The following is a 20,952-nucleotide window of genomic DNA, read 5'->3' on the forward strand; positions in this document are numbered from 1 at the left end:
GGTATGCTATTAAAGCATAATCCCTTTAATAGCATAAAATAGTACACCTGCAATGATTGCAGCTGCTGGTACCGTAATGATCCAAGCTGCGATTATTTTCTTCACAGTGTCACGTTTTACATACTGTACTTTTTCAATTTTCTTAATATGTTTTTTCGTAGATTTTAAGAGCTCTTCCTCTTTTGCTATGAGTTTGTAAAGCTCTACAATTCTCTCATAGTCAGCTTTAGATTTGTCATCTTTTTTCTCTAGTGTTGCTAACTCTGCTTTATAAGCATTCATTGTAGCTTTTTCATCTTCGATAATCTGTAAGTCATCTTCAACACTATGTGTCTCTTTTGAAGTTATGTGAAGATACTCTCTTAAGAAACCAACACCGAATACACCACCGATCGCAATATGAGTAGAACTTACAGGCAGACCAAGTTGAGAAGCGATGATAACCGTAATAGCAGCTGCCATTGCAATTGAGAAAGCTCTTATTTGGTTAAGCTCAGTAATCTCTGCACCAACTGTTTTAATAAGCTTTGGACCGTATAACATAAGACCAAGAGCAATACCGATAGCACCTACAGCCATAACCCATAGAGGGATAGATGCTTTTGTAGATACACCGCCGTGAATTACGGCATCACTAATAGCAGCTAAAGGCCCAACAGCATTTGCAACATCATTTGCACCGTGAGCAAAACTTAGAAGTGCAGCTGAAAAAATCAACGGAATAGTAAAGAGAGTATTTACCCCGTCATTTGAATCATCAAATACTTTGTTTTTAATTTTATTTGCAATGTAGAAATAAACAATTATTGCTGTAATAGCACCTAAAATTAGTGCTGTTGTAAAAGTTGGCTTTTGTGTCACTTCCATTGATACGAAAGGGATGTTATTAAGAAATTCTACTACAGACGGCCATACTTTTTTAAGCCCTTTGAGTGTTAAATAAGTTACGAATGCCCACGCCATAATAGCTACATAGATTGGCACATATTTTTTTGCGGCATCAATCTTGTTCTTTTTAAAGACGATCGCTTTTTTTATAGAGAATAGGAATGCAGCAGCAATAACCCCACCTAAAACAGGTGAAATTACCCATGAAGCTGCAATTTTCCCCATAGTTGACCATGATACAATACTAAAACCAGCTGCCGCGATACCTGCACCCATTACACCACCCACAATTGAGTGTGTAGTTGATACAGGAGCTCTGAGTGCAGTAGCTAAGTTCAGCCAAAGTGCAGCAGCTAAAAGTGCAGCCATCATAGCCCAGATAAAAGGATCTGCATTGCCTCCAAAAGCAGAGATGTCAATGATCCCTTTTTTAATTGTCTTTACAACATCTCCACCGGCAATAAGTGCACCGCTGGCTTCAAAAACAGCAGCAATTATAATTGCCATTGTCATAGTCATAGCACGTGAACCAACAGCAGGCCCTACGTTGTTTGCTACATCGTTAGCACCGATATTCATCGCCATATATGCACCGATAAGAGCTGCAATAGCCAGGAACATATTATTTGGAACGCCGCCGTTTGAAACAAAACTAAAAGTTAAAACTGCAACGGCAAAAAAGAGTGCAACCCCTAATCTTGTAAAGTCCATTCCACTTTTTTTGAGTGCTTTTTTCTCCAGCTTATTGAGTGTTTCTATATCCATCTAATCTCTCTATTTTAAGTATGCTTTTTTAATGATTTGAGGTTGATTTGGTCTATCTCCCCCATATCTTCCGTTTGTTGCAACATTGCTCATTTTTAGAACTACGTTCATTGAAGCTTCGTCTGCAACTTTTCCAAAAATTGTATAACCGCCATTTAGCCAAGGTGTAGGTGCTACAGTGATAAAAAACTGGCTTCCGTTTGTGTTTGGTCCGGCATTTGCCATAGCTAATATACCCGGTTTGTCAAAAATAACGTTTGCTTTATACTCATTTTTAAACTCTTTGTCCCAGATAGATTCTCCTCCGCGACCTGTTCCTGTCGGATCACCACCTTGGATCATAAAGTTCTTAATGATTCTGTGAAATGTTAAGTTGTTGTAGTAACCGTTTTTTACGTGAGTAGTAAAATTTTCTACAGCTAAAGGAGCTGCATCGGGATAGAGTTCAAGTTCTATATTCCCTTGATTGGTCTCTAAAACAACATGTGGATTTTGGGCACTTAATATAGTTGCCGATAAAACTAAAAACAGTGTGATAATCAGGTTTTTCATTATTCGTTCTCGTCAAGTGTTAAGCATACAGAATTGATGCAGTATCTCATCCCTGTCGGTTCAGGACCATCAGGAAAAACATGTCCTAAATGAGCGTCACATGATGCACATCTTACCTCTATACGAATCATTCCATGACTCATATCTTTATATTCAGTTACCGCATCTTCAATCGGTTCAAAATAGCTCGGCCAACCGGTTCCCGAATCAAATTTTGTAGAAGATTCAAAAAGCGGGGCATCACAACATACACATTTGTATACACCCTCATCTTTACAGTCGTAATATTTACCGGAAAAAGGTGCTTCTGTTCCATGCTCTCTACATACATAGAACGCTTCAGGAGTTAGTTGTTTTTTCCATTCATCTTTACTCTTGACTACTTTCATACTTTTCCTTTAACAGCTCTATGATTGAACAAGAATCATCATAGAGAATATAAGCACTATTCGTGGCTAAATTAAAAGCATATTCTATCTGTTTTTCATTATATTCACATAAATCTAGCAATATAATATGTTTAGTAGAAAGTTCAAACATATCGTTGTAAGTTGCGAGTCTTAACTCTTCAAGATTTTGTTCTAAAAGTGTTTTTCCACCTTCAATATCTAAAGCATTATGTTCTATAAAGTATTCTAGATCTTCTTTGAGTTTTTGTTGATTTTGGGAATTGGAAACTATAAGAATATCGTTTGGTGAATTTTCTTGAAGAAGCTTTTGTACCAATTGCATTGTTTTAGCTAAAGGATATGTTTGTAAAAAATGATATTCTTTCGTTTGTTCCTCATCACTTGGCAATGCAAACTGAGTAGCTAGTTGCTCATCGCTAAGGTTTACAAACAGTGCTGTTTTACCTTTTTGAATATTTTTAAGATAATTGATAAATTGTTCGTTTAAAAGATTTGCATTATCACATATAATTAAGTCTGCAATTTGAAAGCTTTTTTTGAGTAGTGTAGTATCTACTTCAGATAACTCATTGATCATAGGTTTTTTTAATTTATGCAAGTGTTTATTTAGAAGCTCAAGCGGTGTAAGGAGCTCAATTGCATTCATATCAAACTCAATAATACCGTGTTCTATAATATCGAGCAGTTTTTTATAGGCAATATCACGTGCTAACGTTGTAGCTTTTATAATAATCACTTTTTGATGCTTCTTTTTAAACACTTCCATGATCGCTTTTAGAAGCAAGAGAGATGTCTGTCCACTTTGAAAGTTGACTGAGAGGTTGGAGAAATTATTTAACGGCGTATTTAAAAACTCTATCTCTTGATCACTGCACAGAGTAAACGAACCATCCTCTTCAAGTTTACTATATTGTGTTAAAAGTGTTTCAAGTCCATCTCTGCTACGTTCCCCTAACGGAACTTTTTCTTCACTTTCAAGTTTTTTGAAAATATCGGATGTTTGGGAGTCACTAAATATGATCTTTTCTTTAGGAAGTAGTGTTTTAAATGAATCATCTAAATGCTCATACTCATCAGCACTTAAATTTTCCATTAGTAGGTAATTGTATATTTTTGGTCCGTCTGTATGGTTAATCTCATTAAACTTTCTCTTTATAAGCTCTTGTGTTTTGTCAAAAGCGAGTGTGTTACTTGCATGTTCTTGATTCTGAGCTTTTTCAATAACGGAGTTTTTAAGATCGTCAAATGACCATTTTTTTATTTCAAAAAGATAGAGTCCACGTGTCTCATCAAAAAGCATAAGCTCTATATTGTAACTTTGTTTATGGAGATAAATATCGACGTTAGAAAATACTTTTAAATCACTGTTTTTTGCAAGAGATTTGATACGTTTGACTAAGATTGTATCGGGAACGACTAAGTCTGATTTGTTTTTTTGAAATAATGAGAAGAGATTAAAGTTCATAAATTTAGTATATATCGCCGTGAAGGCGATATAAAGAGATTATTTACCAGCTGCAACGCGGTCTTTAAGACCTTTACCAGCTTTAAATTTAGGAACCATTTTATCTTGAGTAGTATAAGTTTTATCAGTACCTGGAACTGTACCGCTTTTACCTTTTTGTAGTGCAGCAGCAAAACTACCAAAACCTACTAGAGAAACATCCTCTTTTTTTACTAAAGCTTCAGTTACAGCTTCAGTGAAAGCTTTAATAGCTGCTTCTGCTTCTACTTTAGTTTTGTAGTTACCACATTCTTGTACTAATTCAACGAATTGTGCCTTATTCATAAATTTACCCTTGATTTAAAATTTTTCCGAATCTCTGCCTATCCTCCTAATAAAGGGGGATACACAAAATAATTCAGCTAAAAGTACTTTATAGTTTATTTCCTTAAATTTTTCTTCTTTTTTTGTTTTTTTAGAAAAAAAGATGCAATTTTTACCCTAAATAGCTCTTTTTGAGTGAAATTAGAGCTATTTATTGCGTTTACTTATACTCTTAAAATATAGAGAATACGCGCTGTTTTTCATCTTATGGGTGCTTAGTTTGATATAAGTAAATACTCTTTTCTTAATTTTTTGTATTAATGTAAAAAATTGTTCAGAACGATTTTTAGAGTGAATTGACAAAAAAACATCTTCCAAAGCTTCTCTCTCTTTTTTAGTTAACGCTCCCATTAAGCATCCTTTAGTTTATTGATTTTTCTTACAGCGCGAATAATCTCATCATCATCCAACATACCTAACATCTTGATCACGGTTGCGGCAGCTTGCGGTTTTGCACGACCAAGTTTCCAATCTTGGTATGTGCGCATAGATATTCCTAAAGAGTTGGCCATATCTTTAAGAGATATCTTACGTCCATTGTTTTGTGATTCTACCGAGTTGTGAAGTATATTGAACAAGTCATCGATTTGCATAGGGAAGATTATACGGATTAAATACTTAAATATACATTTAATTTATATAAATATACTTAAATATATATATTATATACAATTAATAATATTAAATATAATATAAATGTATATAAAAAATATTTATTTTGAATAATATGCACGGAAAACTGTATATTAAATATGAAAAAAAAGCCTTCAAAGCATTTGATGCTTTGAAGGCTTAGAGATTTAAAAGATTAGTTTAGAAGATCTGAATAGTCGTATTTTGAGAAATCTAGGTAGATTTTTCCGTTTTGTTTAATGATTCTTATATCGCTTCCGTAAGCACTTAAAAATCGTTTTTTAATAATTTTTCTTTGTTGCGGCTCAATATCAAGGTTTTTAAGATACTCTTTGAGCTCTACAATTTTTGTCTCTTTCTTTTTATCAATTGGTTTGATAGTTTCGATCTCGTGAATAGTCTCATTTTCTCTTTCAATAGTTAGTTTAGTGTTGATAAGCTCTAGTATATTTTTGAGTTGCTCATCTTTTTTACTGTATACTTGTTCTATTTTACTCATCTCATCACGTAGCATCTGCTCTTTATCATCGATCAATTTATCAATTTTAGCTTCAAGATAGGCTATCTTGTCTTTAAGTTGCTGGTTCTCTTTTTGATATAAAGAGATAACCATAGATACCGTTGTCTTTGCTTTTGCAGGTGTAGGTGCATTATTGATTTGAGCTTGTTTTTTTTGCTGTACCTGCTGCTCTTTTTTCTCTTGATGAATCGCTTCACGCTTTTGAGGTTCAAGTGAACTTCTTGTAACTATAATATATGTAACACCGTTTTCTATGATGTAGTTGAGCTTTTTTGCTCTGAGTTTTGAGTTGATCATCTCTTTAGACATTTTGAAATGTTTTGCGTATTCATCTAAGGTAAGTCTCATAATATCCCTTATGTAGTTATAAAAAATCGATTTTTGGTGGAGTAATTATACCCGATTTTCTGAGCCAAACTAAGTAGCCTTTTTTCTCATTTTGGTGTTTATCGTGAAAAGTATATGCTTTTGAGCGTTTAAATTCTCTCTCAATCAATATCTTTTCAAAATCTCGGTGATAGCGTAAAAATTTTTTCAGTTCATTATATGCTGTGTCTGAAATCATGACTGTTGAAATTGTAAAGTTTTTAAACTCAATGAAACGTGAACAGTCATTAAGCCCGTCACCGATATAGTTTTCATTACCTAATATATCTGTAAAACGGCTGACACCACCAGTATGTACAGCTATCTTTATACCTTGAAAATATGGGTATTTTTTAGAGATTTGTTCTGAGAAATGGTTAAAACTAAGACCCAAAAAAGTTCCGTAACCCTTTAGCTTTGGATCGAGGATGCAGTAAAATCCGTCTCCTGTTGATACAAAACTCATTATAAGTGTTGAAAGGGGCATTTTAGAACTTACCAACATTTTTTCAATTACACGTCTATAGCTTTTGGTTAAAAAGGTAATGATCTCCAACTGTTGCTTTGAAGTGAGCGTGGAAAAGTTTATGATGTCTACTAAAATGATATCGGTGATTATCTCTTGTTTCATGAATGAAATAGTAACATAAAGTTGTTTTAAATGAACTGTATTATATAATTTCGAAATTAAATTTTTTGGGGATATTGTATGAGTACTGGTATATTAGATATTGTAAAACCTGGTGTGTTATTTGGTGATGATGTTACAAAAGTTTATGAGCATGCAAAAAAGACTGGATTTGCTATCCCGGCTGTAAACGTTGTAAATACTGATTCGATCAATGGTGTTTTAGAAGCTGCAAAAAAAGCAAACTCTCCTGTGATTATTCAGTTTAGTAACGGTGGCGGTTCTTACTTTGCAGGAAAAGGTTTAAGTAATGAAAATGAACAAGCTGCAATCGCAGGAACTATAGCGGGTGCTATGTATGTTCACATGATGGCTGAGACTTACGGTGTAGCTGTTATTCTTCATACTGACCATGCTGCAAGAAAACTGCTTCCATGGATCGATGCTCTTTTAAGTACAGGTGAGGTACATTACCAAGCATACGGTAAACCGCTTTTCTCTTCACATATGTTAGATCTTTCAGAAGAGCCTTTAGAGGAAAACATTGCTACATGTAAAACTTACCTAGAGCGTATGAGCAAAATCGGTATGCATATCGAGATCGAGCTTGGTGTTACAGGTGGAGAAGAGGACGGTGTTGATAATACAAATATTGACAATGCTCTTCTTTATACACAACCAGAGGAAGTTGCATATGCATATGAAGAGTTAGGAAAAATCTCTCCAAACTTTACAATTGCAGCATCATTTGGAAATGTTCACGGTGTATACAAACCGGGGAATGTTGTTTTAACTCCAAAAATCTTAGACAATTCTCAAAAATATATAGCAGAAAAATTCAGTACATCATCTGACAAACCGGTTAACTTTGTATTCCACGGTGGTTCAGGTTCTCTTCCAGAAGAGATCTCTGAGGCTATCTCATACGGTGTTATTAAAATGAATATCGATACAGATACACAATGGGCTACTTGGAATGGTGTTAGAGAATATGTTGCTAAAAACCATGATTACTTACAAGGTCAGATCGGAAACCCAGAGGGTGAAGATAAACCAAATAAAAAATACTATGATCCAAGAAAATGGTTACGTGCAGGTCAAGAGAGTTTAGTTGAACGTGTAATTGAAGCGTTCAAAGACCTTAACGCTATGGATAGAAACTAAGAGTTTAGTTTTTTGTAAATATCTTCGATACTTTGTGTATCGGGATGTTTCGCATAATAGTATTGTAAAAGGTGATGCAATTTATTTGGATTGAATCGCCAAAAATGTTCCCTGTCAAAACTTTCATCATTTTTTACTTTTTCATACAATTCATTTAACGTCAGACTTGGTTTACTATTTTGTATAACCTTGAGTACTATTTTTAACAACTCTGCTTTTGCTTCGGGAGTATTGTCATCATCGCTTAGTTGTTCATTGGGTAGAAAAGCGTAAATTTTCCAAAAACTAATTAGAAAAAGTCCTATGAAAAATATCAGCATAAATGTTGAAGTATTTAAGTCCATTTGTGGATTATATCATAACAATTTGGCTAAAATTAGCTTTATGAATGACAAAGTATTTACAAAACCTATAAAAAAACAGTTTGAATTTGACGAAGAGGTCGCTGCTGTTTTTGACGATATGTTGGAACGCAGTGTACCCTTTTATAAAGAGAGTCAAAAAATTACAAAGTTTTTTGTACTCAAAAACTTAAGTGAAAACGGTATAGTGTATGATCTTGGATGTTCAACTGCAAGTCTATTGTTGAATATAAACAGAGACCTAGAGTGTAAAGCTAACCTTATAGGACTTGATAATTCTGAAGCGATGCTTGCACGTGCAAAAAGAAAGATAGAAGCATTCGGTGCAGATGTACAAGTTGAACTTGGAGATATATTAGAGTATGAGTACAAAGAAGCAGATGCTTTTATTAGTAACTATACATTGCAGTTTATCCGACCGCTTGTAAGAGAGAAGCTTATTAAAAAGATAGCCGATTCACTAAAAAAAGAGGGTGTATTTATTTTCAGTGAAAAGGTGATCTCTCACCATCCAAAGCTCAATAAAGATCTGATCGAGTGTTATTATGACTTTAAAAAAGAGCAGGGCTACAGCGAGTACGAGATTATGCAAAAGCGTGAAGCTTTAGAAAATGTGCTTGTTCCTTACAGCGAAGAGGAAAATATAAAGATGGCTTTAGAGAATGGATTTTCTCATTGTGAAGTGGTGTTTCGCTGGGCAAACTTTGCAACTTTCATCGCTATAAAGTAATACTTTACCAGACATTTCCTTTTGGAGGTGTCTCTTTTTTCTTAATAACATTTTTCATCTGCTCATAAGTTACAATATCATCTTCCCCGCACTCTTTATGGTAATACCCCTGCAGATCATAATACTCTTTACAATCACTGTAATATTTCATTGAAATTCCGTGCTTGTTTACACAGCCGGAAAATGAGAGTAGTAATAAAATAAAAGTTAAACTGATTTTTTTCATACAACTACTTAAGCAAAGAGTATTCCCTATACTTTAAAAGTTTCCTTTGTTTTACAAAATTCCGTTAAAAAACACTCTTCACATTTTGGATTTTTTGCACGACAGATGTATCTACCAAAAAGTACCATCCCCTGATGCAGTGCATGGAGATCGTTTTTAAATTTTTTTACAAGTGTCGCTTCTGTTGCGATCGGGGTTTTGTCATCGCTTAGACCAAGTCTGTGTGAAACACGAAAAACGTGCGTATCGACTGCCATCAAGTTCGCACCTGTATATTCGATCATAACAACATTAGCAGTTTTTTGTCCAACACCTGCAAGAGTCTGCAACTCCTTTTCATTCATTGGAATCTCACCGTCATACACTTCAACAACTCTTTTTGCCATTTCTATAATGTTCTTGGCTTTATTGTTAAAAAATGAACAAGTGTTAATAAGAGCTTTTACATCTTCAATGTCTGCCTGTGCAAGCTCTTTTGGAGATGGATATTTCTCAAAAAGTGCAGGTGTGATTACGTTCACTCTTTTATCTGTACATTGAGCTGAGAGGGCTACTGCTACAACCAGTTCATATGCATTTTTATATTCTAATTCTGTTACCGCATCGCTGTATCTCTCTACAAAACGTTTGTGGATCTCAGCTATCTCTTTTTTCGTTGCTTTTTTCATGGGCTAATTTTAGCAAACTTGTATTAAGATTAATTTATATGGTATAATCGATGGATTATGTTAAATTTTAATTTTATCAAAGGGTAGCTCATGGGTTTCTTCTCTATTTTTTCATCAAATAAAACTGCAAATGAACCAAAAGATATTGTACGAACACAAGAAACATTTCATAGTGGACTTGAGGCTAGTTTAGGTCGTGAATTTTTTCTTGAAGTTGCAGATGAAAATGAAGATATGTTACTTTACTTTCTCCAGGGAACAGGCTGGATAGGGGCTAATGAGACATTTTTAAAGAAAATGAACTATCATGATATATCAGACTTTAATAGAGAAAATGAAAGTATCAGAGATATCTTTTTAAATGAGAGTGAAGAGATTTTTACAGAGTCAGATAAGTCTTGGCTAGATTATATAAGAAAGTATAAAAAAGATGGTTACCGTGTCAGTATACTTGATAAAAACAGTTCTGATGTGATAATGATCGATGCAAAAGCCTATCAGTCAAAACTCAATAGCAGAATGTATGTACTTCATCTAAAAGATGTGACAGATATCTACAAAGCTGAACAAAAAACAAAAGAGATTGAAAAACTTAAAACAAAATTTTTAGCAAATATTGGACATGAGTTTAGAACTCCTATGAATGGGATTTTAGGTTTTGTAGATCTTCTCGAACACACTCATCTTGATTCACAACAAAGTGAATATATCAATATGATCCATCGCTCTTCAAAAAGTTTAATGACAAATATTGAAACACTTTTAGACCTTGCACAACTACAAAGCGGTAGATTAGAACTTTCAAATGAACCTTTTAACCTTTTACCGTTAGTTGAAATGCTGTCATACAGTTTTTGTAAACAAGGAAAAGAGAAAGGGATCAAGGTGATGAGCTTTGTTGATCCTAAAATTCCAGAAGAACTTAACAGTGATTCTAAAAAAATTATGCAGATTCTCAATGCACTTGCTTCAAATGCGATCAAGTTTACACCGCGTGGCGGAAAGGTGATCATTGAAGTGAAATTGCTTAAACGTCAACAAAACGGTGACTGTAGCATAGGTTTTAGTGTAAAAGATACAGGTCAAGGGATATCTGAAGAGCAAATTGCACTTATTAATGAACCTTTTACTCCAGGAAATCAGGCAGATGAGAGACTCGGTGTTGGGCTAAGTTTATCATCTGGACTTGTGAAGCTTCTTGGTTCAGACCTTCGTATTACAAGTGACAGTAGCGGTACATATGTAAACTTTGTTCTCAACTTTAAAAACTCTAGCGGACAAAACTACAAAATGATGCCGAAGAAAAAAGTAAAAGTTTTACTGCTTGACCAGTCTAAAATAGAAGAAGCAAACTTTTTAACTATCTATCTTCGTGCTTTTGCTTTAGATGTTGTAAAATCAAATCAACTCGATGAACATGTATATGAAGATGTAGATGCACTCTATATTGTTGCAAACCAAAATGATTCTTCATGGATCTTGGAACTTGGAACATACTTTAAAAAAATACCTGTTTCAATACTGCTTGATGAAAATGAAAAACTGCAAACAAAACTTACACATATTGTAGATGATGTGATCAATAAACCGCTTCTTCCAAGTTATATGGCAAAACATCTGTATGCTATGAATAATATTGAGATGCATATAGAGGAAAAAGAAGAATTTTCTATAAAAGATGAAAATATAACAGCTCTTGTAGTTGAAGATAATATGATCAATCAAAGACTGATAAAACTGTTATTACAAGGGTACAATATTGATGTAGAGACTGCTGCAAATGGTTTGGAAGCTGTACAGCAGTACAAAAAGCATAATTTTGATATTGTCTTTATGGATATAGATATGCCGCAAATGAACGGTATTGTAGCAACAAAAGAGATAAAAGCTGTGATGTCTTTAGGTGCGAAAAAAACACCTATAGTCGCATTGACAGCATTATCAATGGATGGTGATAGAGAGATGATCCTTAGTGAAGGACTGGATGATTATCTCTCTAAACCGTTAACTCGTGATAAATTAGAGCTTATTTTAGAAAAACATTTAAAAGTACATGTATAGGTTCGTTTAATATTCGTTATCCAATTCTCATTACACTTTCTATATACAAAATGTTATAAGGATATATAATGAACAAAGCAAAAAAATTACTTTCTGTTGTTCTTCTTGCTGGAACAATTGCTTCAGCACAAACGTTAGTTACAGTAAACGGTAAAGCGATTACGCAAGAGGATGTTGATAGTGAGCTAATGAGAGCTACTCAGGGAAGATTCAATCAAGTCCCACCTGAAAAGCAAGCAGCTTTTAGACAACAAGTACTACAGCAACTTATAGGAAAAGAACTGATTTTTGAAGATGCTAAGAAAAACGGTATCTTAAACTCTAAAGAGTATAAAACAGAATATAAAAAACTTGAAGAGCGTATGAAAGAAGAACTGGCTATTCAAGTATGGCAAAAGAAACTTTTAGATGAGATCAAAATTTCAGATAAAGAATTAAAAACTTACTATAAACAAAATAAAGAAGAATTTAACGAACCAAAAAGTGTACATGCTCGTCATATCCTTGTAGCTACAGAAGATGAAGCAAAGAACATCATCAGCGGTTTAAAATCTTTAAGCGGTGAAAAACTAAAAAATAAATTTATGGCAGAAGCAAAAGCAAAATCAACAGGACCTAGTGGGCCAAAAGGTGGAGATTTAGGTTACTTTACAGAGGGTCAAATGGTACCTGCTTTTAATGATAAAGTATTTTCGATGAAAAAAGGTACGGTAACAAAAGAACCTGTAAAAACTCAGTTTGGTTACCACGTAATCTATTTAGAGGATAAAAAATCTGCAATGACAAGAAAATTTGATGAAGTAAAAGCCTTTATCGATCAACGTCTAAAAATGGAAAAATTCAAAGAGACTATGAAGAAAAAAATGGACTCTTTACAAAAAAAAGCAGTTATCAAGTAAATAATGAAACACTCTTCTATCTCTAAAATCTCTTTAGAGGGAAGAGAGTTTTTGGTCAAGCGTGACGATCTGATTGATCGACATCTTGCCGGTAACAAATACAGAAAACTCTATACACTTCTTCAAACTCCAAAAGAAAAATATACTAAAATAATCTCTTACGGCGGTACACAATCTAACGCTATGCTTGCACTTGCTGCTTTGTGTCAACAAAAATCTTGGGAGTTTATCTACTATACTAAACCTTTAAGTGGTGTACAAAAAGAAAATGAAGTAGGCAACTATTATGAAGCGCTAACTCTTGGGATGAAACATATCGAGATAGAACAGGAGTTGTATAAAGATTTTATAGCCTCTTTGAGAATTAATATGGATGATAAAACCTCCATTGTTGATCAAGGAGGGGCTGACCAAGCGGCACAAAAAGGGTTGGAAGTTTTAGCACAGGAAGTAAGAGCGCAAAAAGAGATTCTTGAAAAAAATAATATTACAAGTTTGGCAACTCCTTCAGGAACCGGGACAACAGCACTTTTTTTAGCTCTTTCGCTTCCTGAGTACACAATATATACAACCCCCAGCATAGGTGATAAAGAGTACTTGCAAACACAAATGCTCTCTCTTGTTAAAGAACTTCCAAAGAACTTGATAATCTTAGAGCCAAAAAGAAAGTATCACTTTGCAAAACTTTATAAAGAGTTTTACGAACTCTATAACAAGTTAAAAGACTCAGGTATTGAGTTTGATCTGCTTTATGCACCTCAAATGTGGCAGACATTGCTTGAGCAAACTACAGAATCTATCTTATATATCCACAGTGGAGGTGTGACTGGTAATGCTTCGATGCTCGCACGGTATGCAAAAAAGTTCAATGCTACATAAGTTGCATTGCAGTTTCTAAAAATGTTGTACACTTGTATCCGTAATAAGATTTAATAAAAGGATAAACAGAGTAAATCTTTATCTGTTCCGGCTAAACATTTTCTATGTTTGCTCATCACAGAGGTTTACACTGCGAGAGGATTTATAAATGAGTAATAATATTTTTGAGAAACTAACACATAATATGACACAAGCAATTGAAAGTGCAGTATCTTTAGCACTTCACAATAATAATCAAGAAGTAGCACCTGAACATTTTTTATGGGCACTTTTAACGAATCATGATTCTGTACTTAATCAAATGTTTAATAAGATGGGAATCGATAAGGTTGCTATGGAGTTAGATATTAAATCGATGGCAGAAAAACTTCCGAAATCTTCATCTGTATCTAAAGAGAATATCAGACTTTCACAAAATTTTGTACGCACGTTAGAGAATGGTGTGGGTTTAATGACAAAAAATGGGGATAGCTATCTTGCGGTTGATACATATATCTTAGCAAACTTAAAAACTGAACCTTATGCTACGCTCTTCAAAAAGTATCTAGATGTTATGGCTCTTGAAAAAGAGTTAGAAGCTTCTCGCGGAGGTGCGAAGATCGACTCTCAAAGTGCAGATGAGAATTTAGAGTCTTTATCTAAATATGGAGTAGATTTAACAAAAGAAGCAGCAGAGGGAAAACTCTCACCTGTAATCGGACGTGATGAAGAGATCACACGTATGATGCAGATCTTAATTCGTAAGACAAAAAACAATCCTATGCTTTTGGGTGAACCGGGTGTTGGTAAAACAGCATTAGTTGAAGGATTAGCGCAAAGAATTTATCATAATGAAGTGCCGACATCTCTGCAAAACAAACGTGTAATTGCGCTTGATATGAGTTCACTTGTAGCGGGTGCAAAATATCGCGGTGAGTTTGAAGACAGATTAAAAGCGGTAATTGATGAAGTAAAGAGTTCTGGAAACATCATCCTGTTTATTGATGAGATCCACACTATTGTCGGTGCAGGTGCATCTGAAGGTAGTATGGATGCGGCAAACATTTTAAAACCTGCCCTTGCTCGCGGTGAACTGCATACTATTGGAGCAACAACGTTAAAAGAGTATAGAAAGTACTTTGAAAAAGATGCTGCACTGCAACGCCGTTTCTTACCGATTAATCTGGATGAGCCGACAGTAAATCAATCACTTCAAATTCTTCGTGGAATTAAAGAGCGTCTTGAAGCACACCATAACGTCAATATTACTGACTCTGCATTAGTAGCGGCAGCACGTCTTAGTGACAGATATATTGCAGATAGATTTTTACCGGATAAAGCGATTGACCTTATCGATGAAGCGGCAGCAGAGCTTAAAATGCAGATCGAATCAGAGCCTCATGAACTAAGTGCTGCAAAGCGTAAAGTAAGCGAGTTGATGGTTGAAAAAGAAGCCCTTAAAATGGAGAAAACTCCGTCAAATGAAAAACGTCTTGGTGAGATTGAAAAAGAGTTGGCAGATGTAAAAGAGGAGTTACGTAAGTTAGAATCTCAGTTTGAAAGTGAAAAACAGGTATTTGAGAGGGTCTCACAAATTAAAGGAGATATCGAAGCAAAACGCCGTGAAGCTGATCAGGCAAAAACACAAAGTGACTTTAACAGAGCGGCTGAGATTGAATACGGTGAGATTCCTAAGCTGCTAGAAGATGAAAAAGCTTTAAATGTACAATGGGAGCAGATGCAAGAGGTTGGAACGCTTCTTAAAAACTCTGTAGATGAAGAATCTATCGCTTCGGTTGTATCTCGCTGGACACATATCCCTGTAAATAAAATGTTACAGGCTGAACAGGAAAAGATCTTACATGTTGAGGATGAGTTAAATAAAGATGTAGTTGGACAGTCTAAAGCTACACACGCCGTAGCACGTGCTATTAAGAGAAATAAAGCGGGATTATCTTCTGCAAATTCTCCGATCGGAAGTTTCTTGTTCCTTGGACCTACAGGTGTCGGTAAGACGCAAACAGCTAAAACTTTAGCGAAGTTTCTGTTTGATTCTGAAGATGCAATGATCAGAATAGATATGAGTGAGTATATGGAGAAACATGCAGTTTCACGTTTAGTTGGTGCAGCTCCTGGATATGTAGGGTATGAAGAGGGTGGACAGCTCACTGAAGCGGTTCGTCGCAAACCATACTCAGTAGTTCTGTTTGACGAGGTTGAAAAAGCGCATCCTGATGTATTTAATGTACTGCTTCAAGTACTTGATGACGGACGTTTAACAGACAATAAAGGGGTGACGGTTGATTTTAGTAATACAATTATAATCCTGACGTCAAACATTGCTTCAGATAAGATTATAAATAATCCCGAATCACCTGAGTTAGAATCTATGGTAATGGGTGAGTTAAAACAGGCTTTTAAACCGGAATTTTTAAATAGACTTGATGATGTTGTAATCTTCAATGCCTTAGGTGCAGATCAAATTCGCGGTATCGTAGATCTGTTCTTTAAAGAGATTCAAAATAAAGTTAAAGATAGAGATATAGAATTAACTCTAAGCGATGATGCTAAAGCGTATATTGCAGAAGCTGGGTTTGATCCTGTTTACGGTGCTAGACCTCTTAAACGTGCTCTGTATGAGATAGTTGAAGACAGACTTGCTGACCTTATCCTAGAGGGTCGTGTGAAAGAGGGAAGTAAAGTTGAATTTATCGTTCGCGATCAAGCGATTGATGTAGTACTTAACTGATCCTCTATCGGCAGAGGCTTTCCAATATGGAAGCCCTGCACATAATCAACACCCAAAGATTTCACCATATCTAAAATATCTTCCGACGATACAAACTCTGCAATAGTTTCAACATTTAGTTTTTTTGCTAATACAACGATTGTTTCAACCATGATCTGTGAACTAAGATCTCTGTCTATATTTGAGATAAGTGATGCGTCAATCTTAATATAGTCAACCGGTAAGTGGAGGATATGCGTAAAATTAGAGTATCCGCTTCCAAAATCATCAAGGGCTATTTTAATCCCGTATGTTCTGATTTTCATACAAAACGAATACACCTCTTCATAGTTGTCAAAATCTTCAGTTTCAAGAAGCTCTATTGTTAAAAGTTCAGTGAGATCAAATTCATCTAAAACGGAATAGAGATATTTTATAGTACGTTCATTTTTAATATCTGTTAATGAAAGGTTGATTGAACAAGGTACTTTGTACTTTTGGATAGTGTTAAGTGTATTATGGATAACTTGTTTTGTAACCTTATAATAGACACGATTCTGTTTCGCAATATCTAAAAATTTAAAAGGTGGTATCACTTTCCCCTCTTCATCAATCAGACGTACTAACGATTCATATTTGACTGGGTGTGTAGTCTCTTTAACAGGAACGATAGGTTGAAAGTAAGATGTGAGCCCATTGTTTTCAAGTCCATAAAGCAGTTTCTTTTGAATTTCCATATCCTCTTGATGTGAACGCTCAAGTTTTTTATCATCTTCAAATACGGAAAATGGAATATTTTTCTTTTTTGCATCTTTGAGTGCCATATCTGCATAAGCAAGCATTTTATTCTCACCGCTAAAGGTGATACCGGAACTCATAATGAATTGGTAAGATTTATCTTCATATGTAAAAGATACATTTTTATACTCATTAAGAAGTTTTTGAATAAAGTCTATAAACTTTGTATTGTTGATATATCTATCTATAGAGGTGATAACAAACTCATCTCCGCCTAAATGGTATAAAGAGTACTCTTGTGTGTCAACATGCTCTATAAGCCACTGTGCTGTTTGTTTGAGTGCAACATTTCCAACCTCTTCACCGTAAACATCATTGAAAGACTGAAATTTGTCAATATTGAGAATTGCCATTTTTGCAAAATCGTATTTATTTCCATCTTCAAGAAGTTTATTTCTGTTTGGAAGGCCGCTTAGGAAGTTACTATATATCTTTTTGTGAAGTTCTTGGGTCTTTTTAGTGATCTCATTTTCCAGGTTTTCATTATATAAAAGCAGCTGTTTTTGTGCATTTTTCAAGCCGTTTTGTGCTTCCTCTTTAAGCAGGAGTTGTTTGGAGATCTTAACATTAGCCGAGTGAAATTTATATACAGAGATGATAATAAGAAAACTGGCAAAAATAAATGAAAAAATAAGAATTAAAGAGTTTTGCTGATTTGTTTCTTGAAGTATTGAAATTTGTTGCGTTAGTGAAGTTTTTACCTCATTCATTAAGATTGAAATATCGTGAGAAAACTTACTTGTGATCATATCAAAACCTATCAATGCATCTTTAATATCTTCCGTATCATGAGAGTTAACCGCTGTTATAAGAGATTGTTGAACCAAATTGTAACCTATTGCTCTTTTTTCAATTGTTAAGAGTGTTTTTTCAAGTTTTTTTGAAAAATTAGGCTTGAGTTGTGTCAGTTTTTTTAACTTTTTAATATCACTTTGGATCTTTTTTTGAGCCTCTTGCATATTTAGAAGGTCTAAATTATTATGTAAAGAGAGGTATTGTAAAATATCTGATTGATTTTTTTTAACGGTATAGTTAAGATGATTCGCATAGTAGCTAAGGGTAACTTGTTCTGTTGATAAATCTTTTAAAAGAGTACTGCTTCTATGTAAGTTTTTGTAACTGATAAGAAGTGAATACATCAGCAGACCAAAGCTGACCAACAGTGTGAAATATACCCATTGCTGCGACTTTGATTTCATTAAAAGCGTGCCTCTAGACTAAGATAGTAAATATTTTGTGTTGCATCTTTTGTCGCAGGCTCACCGAAATGCCAACCGCTTCCTGTGTAGTTTTCTTTCATATAAAGATAACCGAGTTTTGCATTGAGGTTTTGATGAAAACTCCAAGAGCCGTATACTTCTGCAGCTTGACCTCTTAGTGCTAGTTTATTGAAAATATCTTCAGCACCTTGAGTCGCAGCAAACCAGTATTTACTTCCGTAGTTATACTCAGCTCCAAGTGCAAACTCTTTGTTTAGGTTATATTTTCCGCCGAGATAGAAAGAGTATCCCATTTTAGAGATCATTGTACCGCTTGCATAGTCTTCTACAGTAAAGCCAGGGTAGTTACCTGCCGTAAGCTCTGTTACTGGATTGATAATTTTATAATCATCTATATTTCCATTAGGATTAGGATTTGAAGCTGCAGCATGAACAAAAACTATGTTTTGAGTATCTAAAAAATTATTGATATCTAAACCAAGTCCATAAGTGAACATTGTTCCAAGTTCATGAGCATGTGAAGAATCAATATCGGGACCCAGATATGGATGAGCTTTAAGATCATCTAAAACATTTACACCAAAAGAGAGTAATGAATTACCTAAAAAGTTAAATGAGAGATCACTATAGAGTCCAAACACCGTTGCATTGTCAATATTTTCACGATTACATTGATACGGGTAAAAATTTTCTCGAAGGGTATAAGCTTTAGCTACAATCGCTCTTACATACAAAGAGTCATAAAATTTTTTTGTAAGGATAGCTCCATATGTATTCATATCAAAAACAAGTGCGGGAAACATTGAAGAGCGTTGTTTATTCTGTGAAAAGTGTGAAGGTGTCCCCCCGGTAGTAGGCAGTATACCAAATGAAAAGGTAAGAGTGCCTCCATTGTATCTATTAGGTGTATAGTCTATATATGCACGATCAAGATCAAAAGCACTTCCGCCCGGAGCTGATTTAATGTCTCTAGAGAGTATACAAAGTCTTTCATGGGACTGAGAAGAGTTTGCATAGAGTAGACGGCTGTAAAATTTTACATCTCCAAAATCTCCATTTACATTTAAACGCATTCTTATATATCCGGCAGGTTCAAAATCTTTAGAGTATCTATCCCTTCTATATGAAGAAGTAGGATCTGTTGGATCTATTAGTGTAGCATCACCATCACCTATTAAACCGCTTGTATAATCCATTTTATCCATACGTACTAAAAGTTCAGGAGAAATGTTGAGTTTATCTAAAATTGCATGCCTTTCATTCTGCTCTATAATCGGAAAGCGCTCATCCAGGTCTTCTTGGTGTGTTCTCATCTCCTCTTTAAGCTGTAAAAGTTGTGCTTCTAAGTTTTTAACTTTAAGCGAGAGGTCTTCAGAACCAACGAGAAAGATAGGTAAAGTGATAAGTGGTATTAGACGTTTCATTATAGTATTCCTGGTACGATTGGTTGTTCAGAGTCTGCAGCATGGTTGATAAGATACTCTTCAAGTTGATCTCTTGTATGTTGATCAAGATTTTCAAGTTTGTAGCGCTTAAGATGTCGCGGTGATGAGAATACTCTTTTCCATTGAATAGACGCTTTTGAACCGGCATATAGATTTAGTTCTTTAGCTAAAAGTTCTATATTTGAGGGTTGTGAATCTGCATTTAAAAGAGTTACCAATGTAGTGGTAAGTATAACTGATGTGAAAAACTTTTTCAAAATTATGGTAAACTCTCCTAGTAGATTTTAGTAGTTTAGTTAATGATGATATTATATCATATAATAAAAGTAAAAAGAACGACAGTTTGATTTGAAATTGCTTAAAAAGTAACCTTAAAGAGTGTTTAAGTAATATTTTTGTAAAATTTCGCTCTTAAATTAAATAAGGATATGTCCACATGAAAAGAACATACCAACCACATAATACACCTAGAAAAAGAACACACGGTTTTAGAGCTAGAATGGCTACTAAAAATGGTCGTAATATCTTAAATCGCCGTCGTGCAAAAGGTCGTAAAAGATTGTCAGTTTAGGCGGATTTAACACACTAAAACTCCATAAGGAGTTTCAGTATGTTTATAAAAAAGGTAAAAATCAGCATACAGCTAGTGTAGTGCTATTTTATCTACCACAAGATGGAATTCGCAAAGTAGGCTTTACAGCAACCAAGAAATTGGGTAATGCTGTTAAGCGCAACCGTGCAAAACGTAGAATGCGTGCATGCTTTTGTGAATTTTCTCCAGATCTTAAAGATGGTATCTATATTTTTGTTGCAAAAATAGCTCTCTTTGATACATCACATGAAAACTTCAAAAATGACTTCAAAAAAGTTCTCTATCGTGCGAAAACTATTGCTTAAGCTTTTATGGCTTTATCAGAAGTTTTTTACTCTTATCGGATACGGCTCGTGTCGATACTACCCAACTTGTAGCGAGTATGCACGGATAAATTTTGAAAATAATTCACTTTTAAGTGCTTTTTATAACTCTTTGACTAGAATACTACGTTGCAATCAACTTTTTGACGGTGGTATCGACTATCCGGTCCTGGATAAACTAGAGTTAAAACCTTCAAAAATAGAGCTTGATTCTATAAAATATTGGTTGGTTCCCAAGAAAAAGAACCGTTATCACATTATTAAAAATTTTTCATATAAAGGGTAATT

23 protein-coding genes are annotated in these 20,952 nt (G+C 34.6%); 9 read left to right on the top strand and 14 right to left on the bottom strand.

The annotated features are described in order from the left end of the window. Positions 1-9 precede the first annotated feature (9 nt). From FJR03_RS02250 to FJR03_RS02285, 8 genes are all read right to left on the bottom strand, one after another. Entirely contained in the window at positions 10-1,653 is a 1,644-nt protein-coding gene (locus FJR03_RS02250; RefSeq protein ID WP_193114044.1) for an inorganic phosphate transporter, read from the bottom strand. Positions 1,654-1,662: 9 nt separating this feature from the next. Then, entirely contained in the window at positions 1,663-2,205 is a 543-nt protein-coding gene (locus FJR03_RS02255; RefSeq protein ID WP_193114045.1) for a peptidylprolyl isomerase, read from the bottom strand. Then, complete coding sequence (gene msrB, locus FJR03_RS02260) at positions 2,205-2,594, bottom strand: peptide-methionine (R)-S-oxide reductase MsrB (RefSeq protein ID WP_193114046.1); 390 nt, start codon at positions 2,592-2,594, stop codon at positions 2,205-2,207. Before msrB ends, FJR03_RS02255 begins: the two co-directional genes overlap by 1 nt. Further along, complete coding sequence (locus FJR03_RS02265) at positions 2,575-4,080, bottom strand: hypothetical protein (RefSeq protein WP_193114047.1); 1,506 nt, start codon at positions 4,078-4,080, stop codon at positions 2,575-2,577. Before FJR03_RS02265 ends, msrB begins: the two co-directional genes overlap by 20 nt. A gap of 39 nt (positions 4,081-4,119) precedes the next feature. Then, positions 4,120-4,404 carry an HU family DNA-binding protein gene (locus FJR03_RS02270; RefSeq protein ID WP_193114048.1) on the bottom strand — a complete coding sequence of 95 codons (285 nt, stop codon included), beginning with the start codon at positions 4,402-4,404 and terminating at the stop codon, positions 4,120-4,122. 389 nt (positions 4,405-4,793) lie between these two features. Continuing rightward, complete coding sequence (locus FJR03_RS02275) at positions 4,794-5,036, bottom strand: helix-turn-helix domain-containing protein (protein WP_193114049.1); 243 nt, start codon at positions 5,034-5,036, stop codon at positions 4,794-4,796. A 215-nt stretch (positions 5,037-5,251) separates the two neighbouring features. After that, entirely contained in the window at positions 5,252-5,944 is a 693-nt protein-coding gene (locus FJR03_RS02280) for a hypothetical protein (RefSeq protein ID WP_193114050.1), read from the bottom strand. Between the two features lie 16 nt (positions 5,945-5,960). After that, positions 5,961-6,593, bottom strand: coding sequence for a hypothetical protein (locus FJR03_RS02285; RefSeq protein ID WP_193114051.1), 633 nt, complete (start codon positions 6,591-6,593; stop codon positions 5,961-5,963). A gap of 78 nt (positions 6,594-6,671) precedes the next feature. Between FJR03_RS02285 and fbaA the strand changes: the two genes are divergently transcribed. Further along, the gene (gene fbaA / locus FJR03_RS02290) at positions 6,672-7,754 is read left to right on the top strand and encodes a class II fructose-bisphosphate aldolase (protein ID WP_193114052.1); all 1,083 of its coding nucleotides are present in this window, start codon (positions 6,672-6,674) and stop codon (positions 7,752-7,754) included. On the opposite strand, the gene FJR03_RS02295 is transcribed toward fbaA, so the two are convergent. Next, entirely contained in the window at positions 7,751-8,098 is a 348-nt protein-coding gene (locus FJR03_RS02295; protein WP_193114053.1) for a hypothetical protein, read from the bottom strand. The genes fbaA and FJR03_RS02295 overlap by 4 nt on opposite strands. 40 nt (positions 8,099-8,138) lie before the next feature. Between FJR03_RS02295 and cmoA the strand changes: the two genes are divergently transcribed. Beyond that, positions 8,139-8,846 (top strand): carboxy-S-adenosyl-L-methionine synthase CmoA, encoded by a 708-nt coding sequence (gene cmoA, locus FJR03_RS02300; RefSeq protein WP_193114054.1) that lies wholly within the window; start codon positions 8,139-8,141, stop codon positions 8,844-8,846. Positions 8,847-8,850: 4 nt separating this feature from the next. Here the strand turns inward: cmoA and FJR03_RS02305 are convergent, their stop codons facing one another. Both FJR03_RS02305 and nth read right to left on the bottom strand, forming a co-directional pair. Further along, positions 8,851-9,072 (bottom strand): hypothetical protein, encoded by a 222-nt coding sequence (locus tag FJR03_RS02305; protein WP_193114055.1) that lies wholly within the window; start codon positions 9,070-9,072, stop codon positions 8,851-8,853. Between the two features lie 26 nt (positions 9,073-9,098). Continuing rightward, a complete protein-coding gene (nth, locus tag FJR03_RS02310) occupies positions 9,099-9,740 on the bottom strand; it encodes an endonuclease III (RefSeq protein WP_193114056.1) in 642 nt (213 codons plus the stop codon). Positions 9,741-9,830: 90 nt separating this feature from the next. Here nth and FJR03_RS02315 point away from each other — a divergent pair, with 90 nt between their 5' ends. The 4 genes from FJR03_RS02315 (at position 9,831) to FJR03_RS02330 (ending at position 16,307) form a co-directional block, all read left to right on the top strand. Then, complete coding sequence (locus FJR03_RS02315; RefSeq protein ID WP_193114057.1) at positions 9,831-11,801, top strand: response regulator; 1,971 nt, start codon at positions 9,831-9,833, stop codon at positions 11,799-11,801. Between the two features lie 68 nt (positions 11,802-11,869). Then, the gene (locus FJR03_RS02320; protein WP_193114058.1) at positions 11,870-12,700 is read left to right on the top strand and encodes a peptidylprolyl isomerase; all 831 of its coding nucleotides are present in this window, start codon (positions 11,870-11,872) and stop codon (positions 12,698-12,700) included. Positions 12,701-12,703: 3 nt separating this feature from the next. Next, complete coding sequence (locus tag FJR03_RS02325; protein WP_193114059.1) at positions 12,704-13,579, top strand: 1-aminocyclopropane-1-carboxylate deaminase; 876 nt, start codon at positions 12,704-12,706, stop codon at positions 13,577-13,579. 148 nt (positions 13,580-13,727) lie between these two features. Beyond that, positions 13,728-16,307, top strand: a complete 2,580-nt coding sequence (locus FJR03_RS02330; RefSeq protein WP_193114060.1) for an ATP-dependent Clp protease ATP-binding subunit — start codon at positions 13,728-13,730, stop codon at positions 16,305-16,307. On the opposite strand, the gene FJR03_RS02335 is transcribed toward FJR03_RS02330, so the two are convergent. Genes FJR03_RS02335 through FJR03_RS02345 form a run of 3 tightly spaced genes read right to left on the bottom strand, consistent with a single transcriptional unit; the run spans position 16,280 to position 20,006 of the window. Further along, positions 16,280-18,283 carry an EAL domain-containing protein gene (locus FJR03_RS02335; RefSeq protein ID WP_193114061.1) on the bottom strand — a complete coding sequence of 668 codons (2,004 nt, stop codon included), beginning with the start codon at positions 18,281-18,283 and terminating at the stop codon, positions 16,280-16,282. The two genes, FJR03_RS02330 and FJR03_RS02335, sit on opposite strands and share 28 nt — an antisense overlap. Continuing rightward, positions 18,283-19,728 carry a DUF3373 family protein gene (locus FJR03_RS02340; protein ID WP_193114062.1) on the bottom strand — a complete coding sequence of 482 codons (1,446 nt, stop codon included), beginning with the start codon at positions 19,726-19,728 and terminating at the stop codon, positions 18,283-18,285. Before FJR03_RS02340 ends, FJR03_RS02335 begins: the two co-directional genes overlap by 1 nt. Further along, entirely contained in the window at positions 19,728-20,006 is a 279-nt protein-coding gene (locus tag FJR03_RS02345) for a hypothetical protein (RefSeq protein WP_193114063.1), read from the bottom strand. The genes FJR03_RS02340 and FJR03_RS02345 overlap by 1 nt, the downstream gene beginning before the upstream one ends. A 179-nt stretch (positions 20,007-20,185) precedes the next feature. On the opposite strand from FJR03_RS02345, the gene rpmH reads away from it, so the two are divergent. From rpmH to yidD, 3 genes are read left to right on the top strand one after another with little or no spacing between them, the layout of a single operon-like run. Further along, on the top strand, positions 20,186-20,320 hold the full coding sequence (rpmH, locus tag FJR03_RS02350; RefSeq protein ID WP_193114064.1) for a 50S ribosomal protein L34: 135 nt from the start codon (positions 20,186-20,188) through the stop codon (positions 20,318-20,320). Continuing rightward, positions 20,308-20,646, top strand: coding sequence for a ribonuclease P protein component (gene rnpA / locus FJR03_RS02355; protein ID WP_193114731.1), 339 nt, complete (start codon positions 20,308-20,310; stop codon positions 20,644-20,646). The genes rpmH and rnpA overlap by 13 nt, the downstream gene beginning before the upstream one ends. Beyond that, the gene (yidD, locus tag FJR03_RS02360; RefSeq protein ID WP_193114065.1) at positions 20,603-20,950 is read left to right on the top strand and encodes a membrane protein insertion efficiency factor YidD; all 348 of its coding nucleotides are present in this window, start codon (positions 20,603-20,605) and stop codon (positions 20,948-20,950) included. Before rnpA ends, yidD begins: the two co-directional genes overlap by 44 nt. Positions 20,951-20,952 lie beyond the last annotated feature (2 nt).

It is taken from the genome of Sulfurimonas marina (genome assembly GCF_014905095.1).
Lineage (GTDB): Bacteria > Campylobacterota > Campylobacteria > Campylobacterales > Sulfurimonadaceae > Sulfurimonas > Sulfurimonas marina.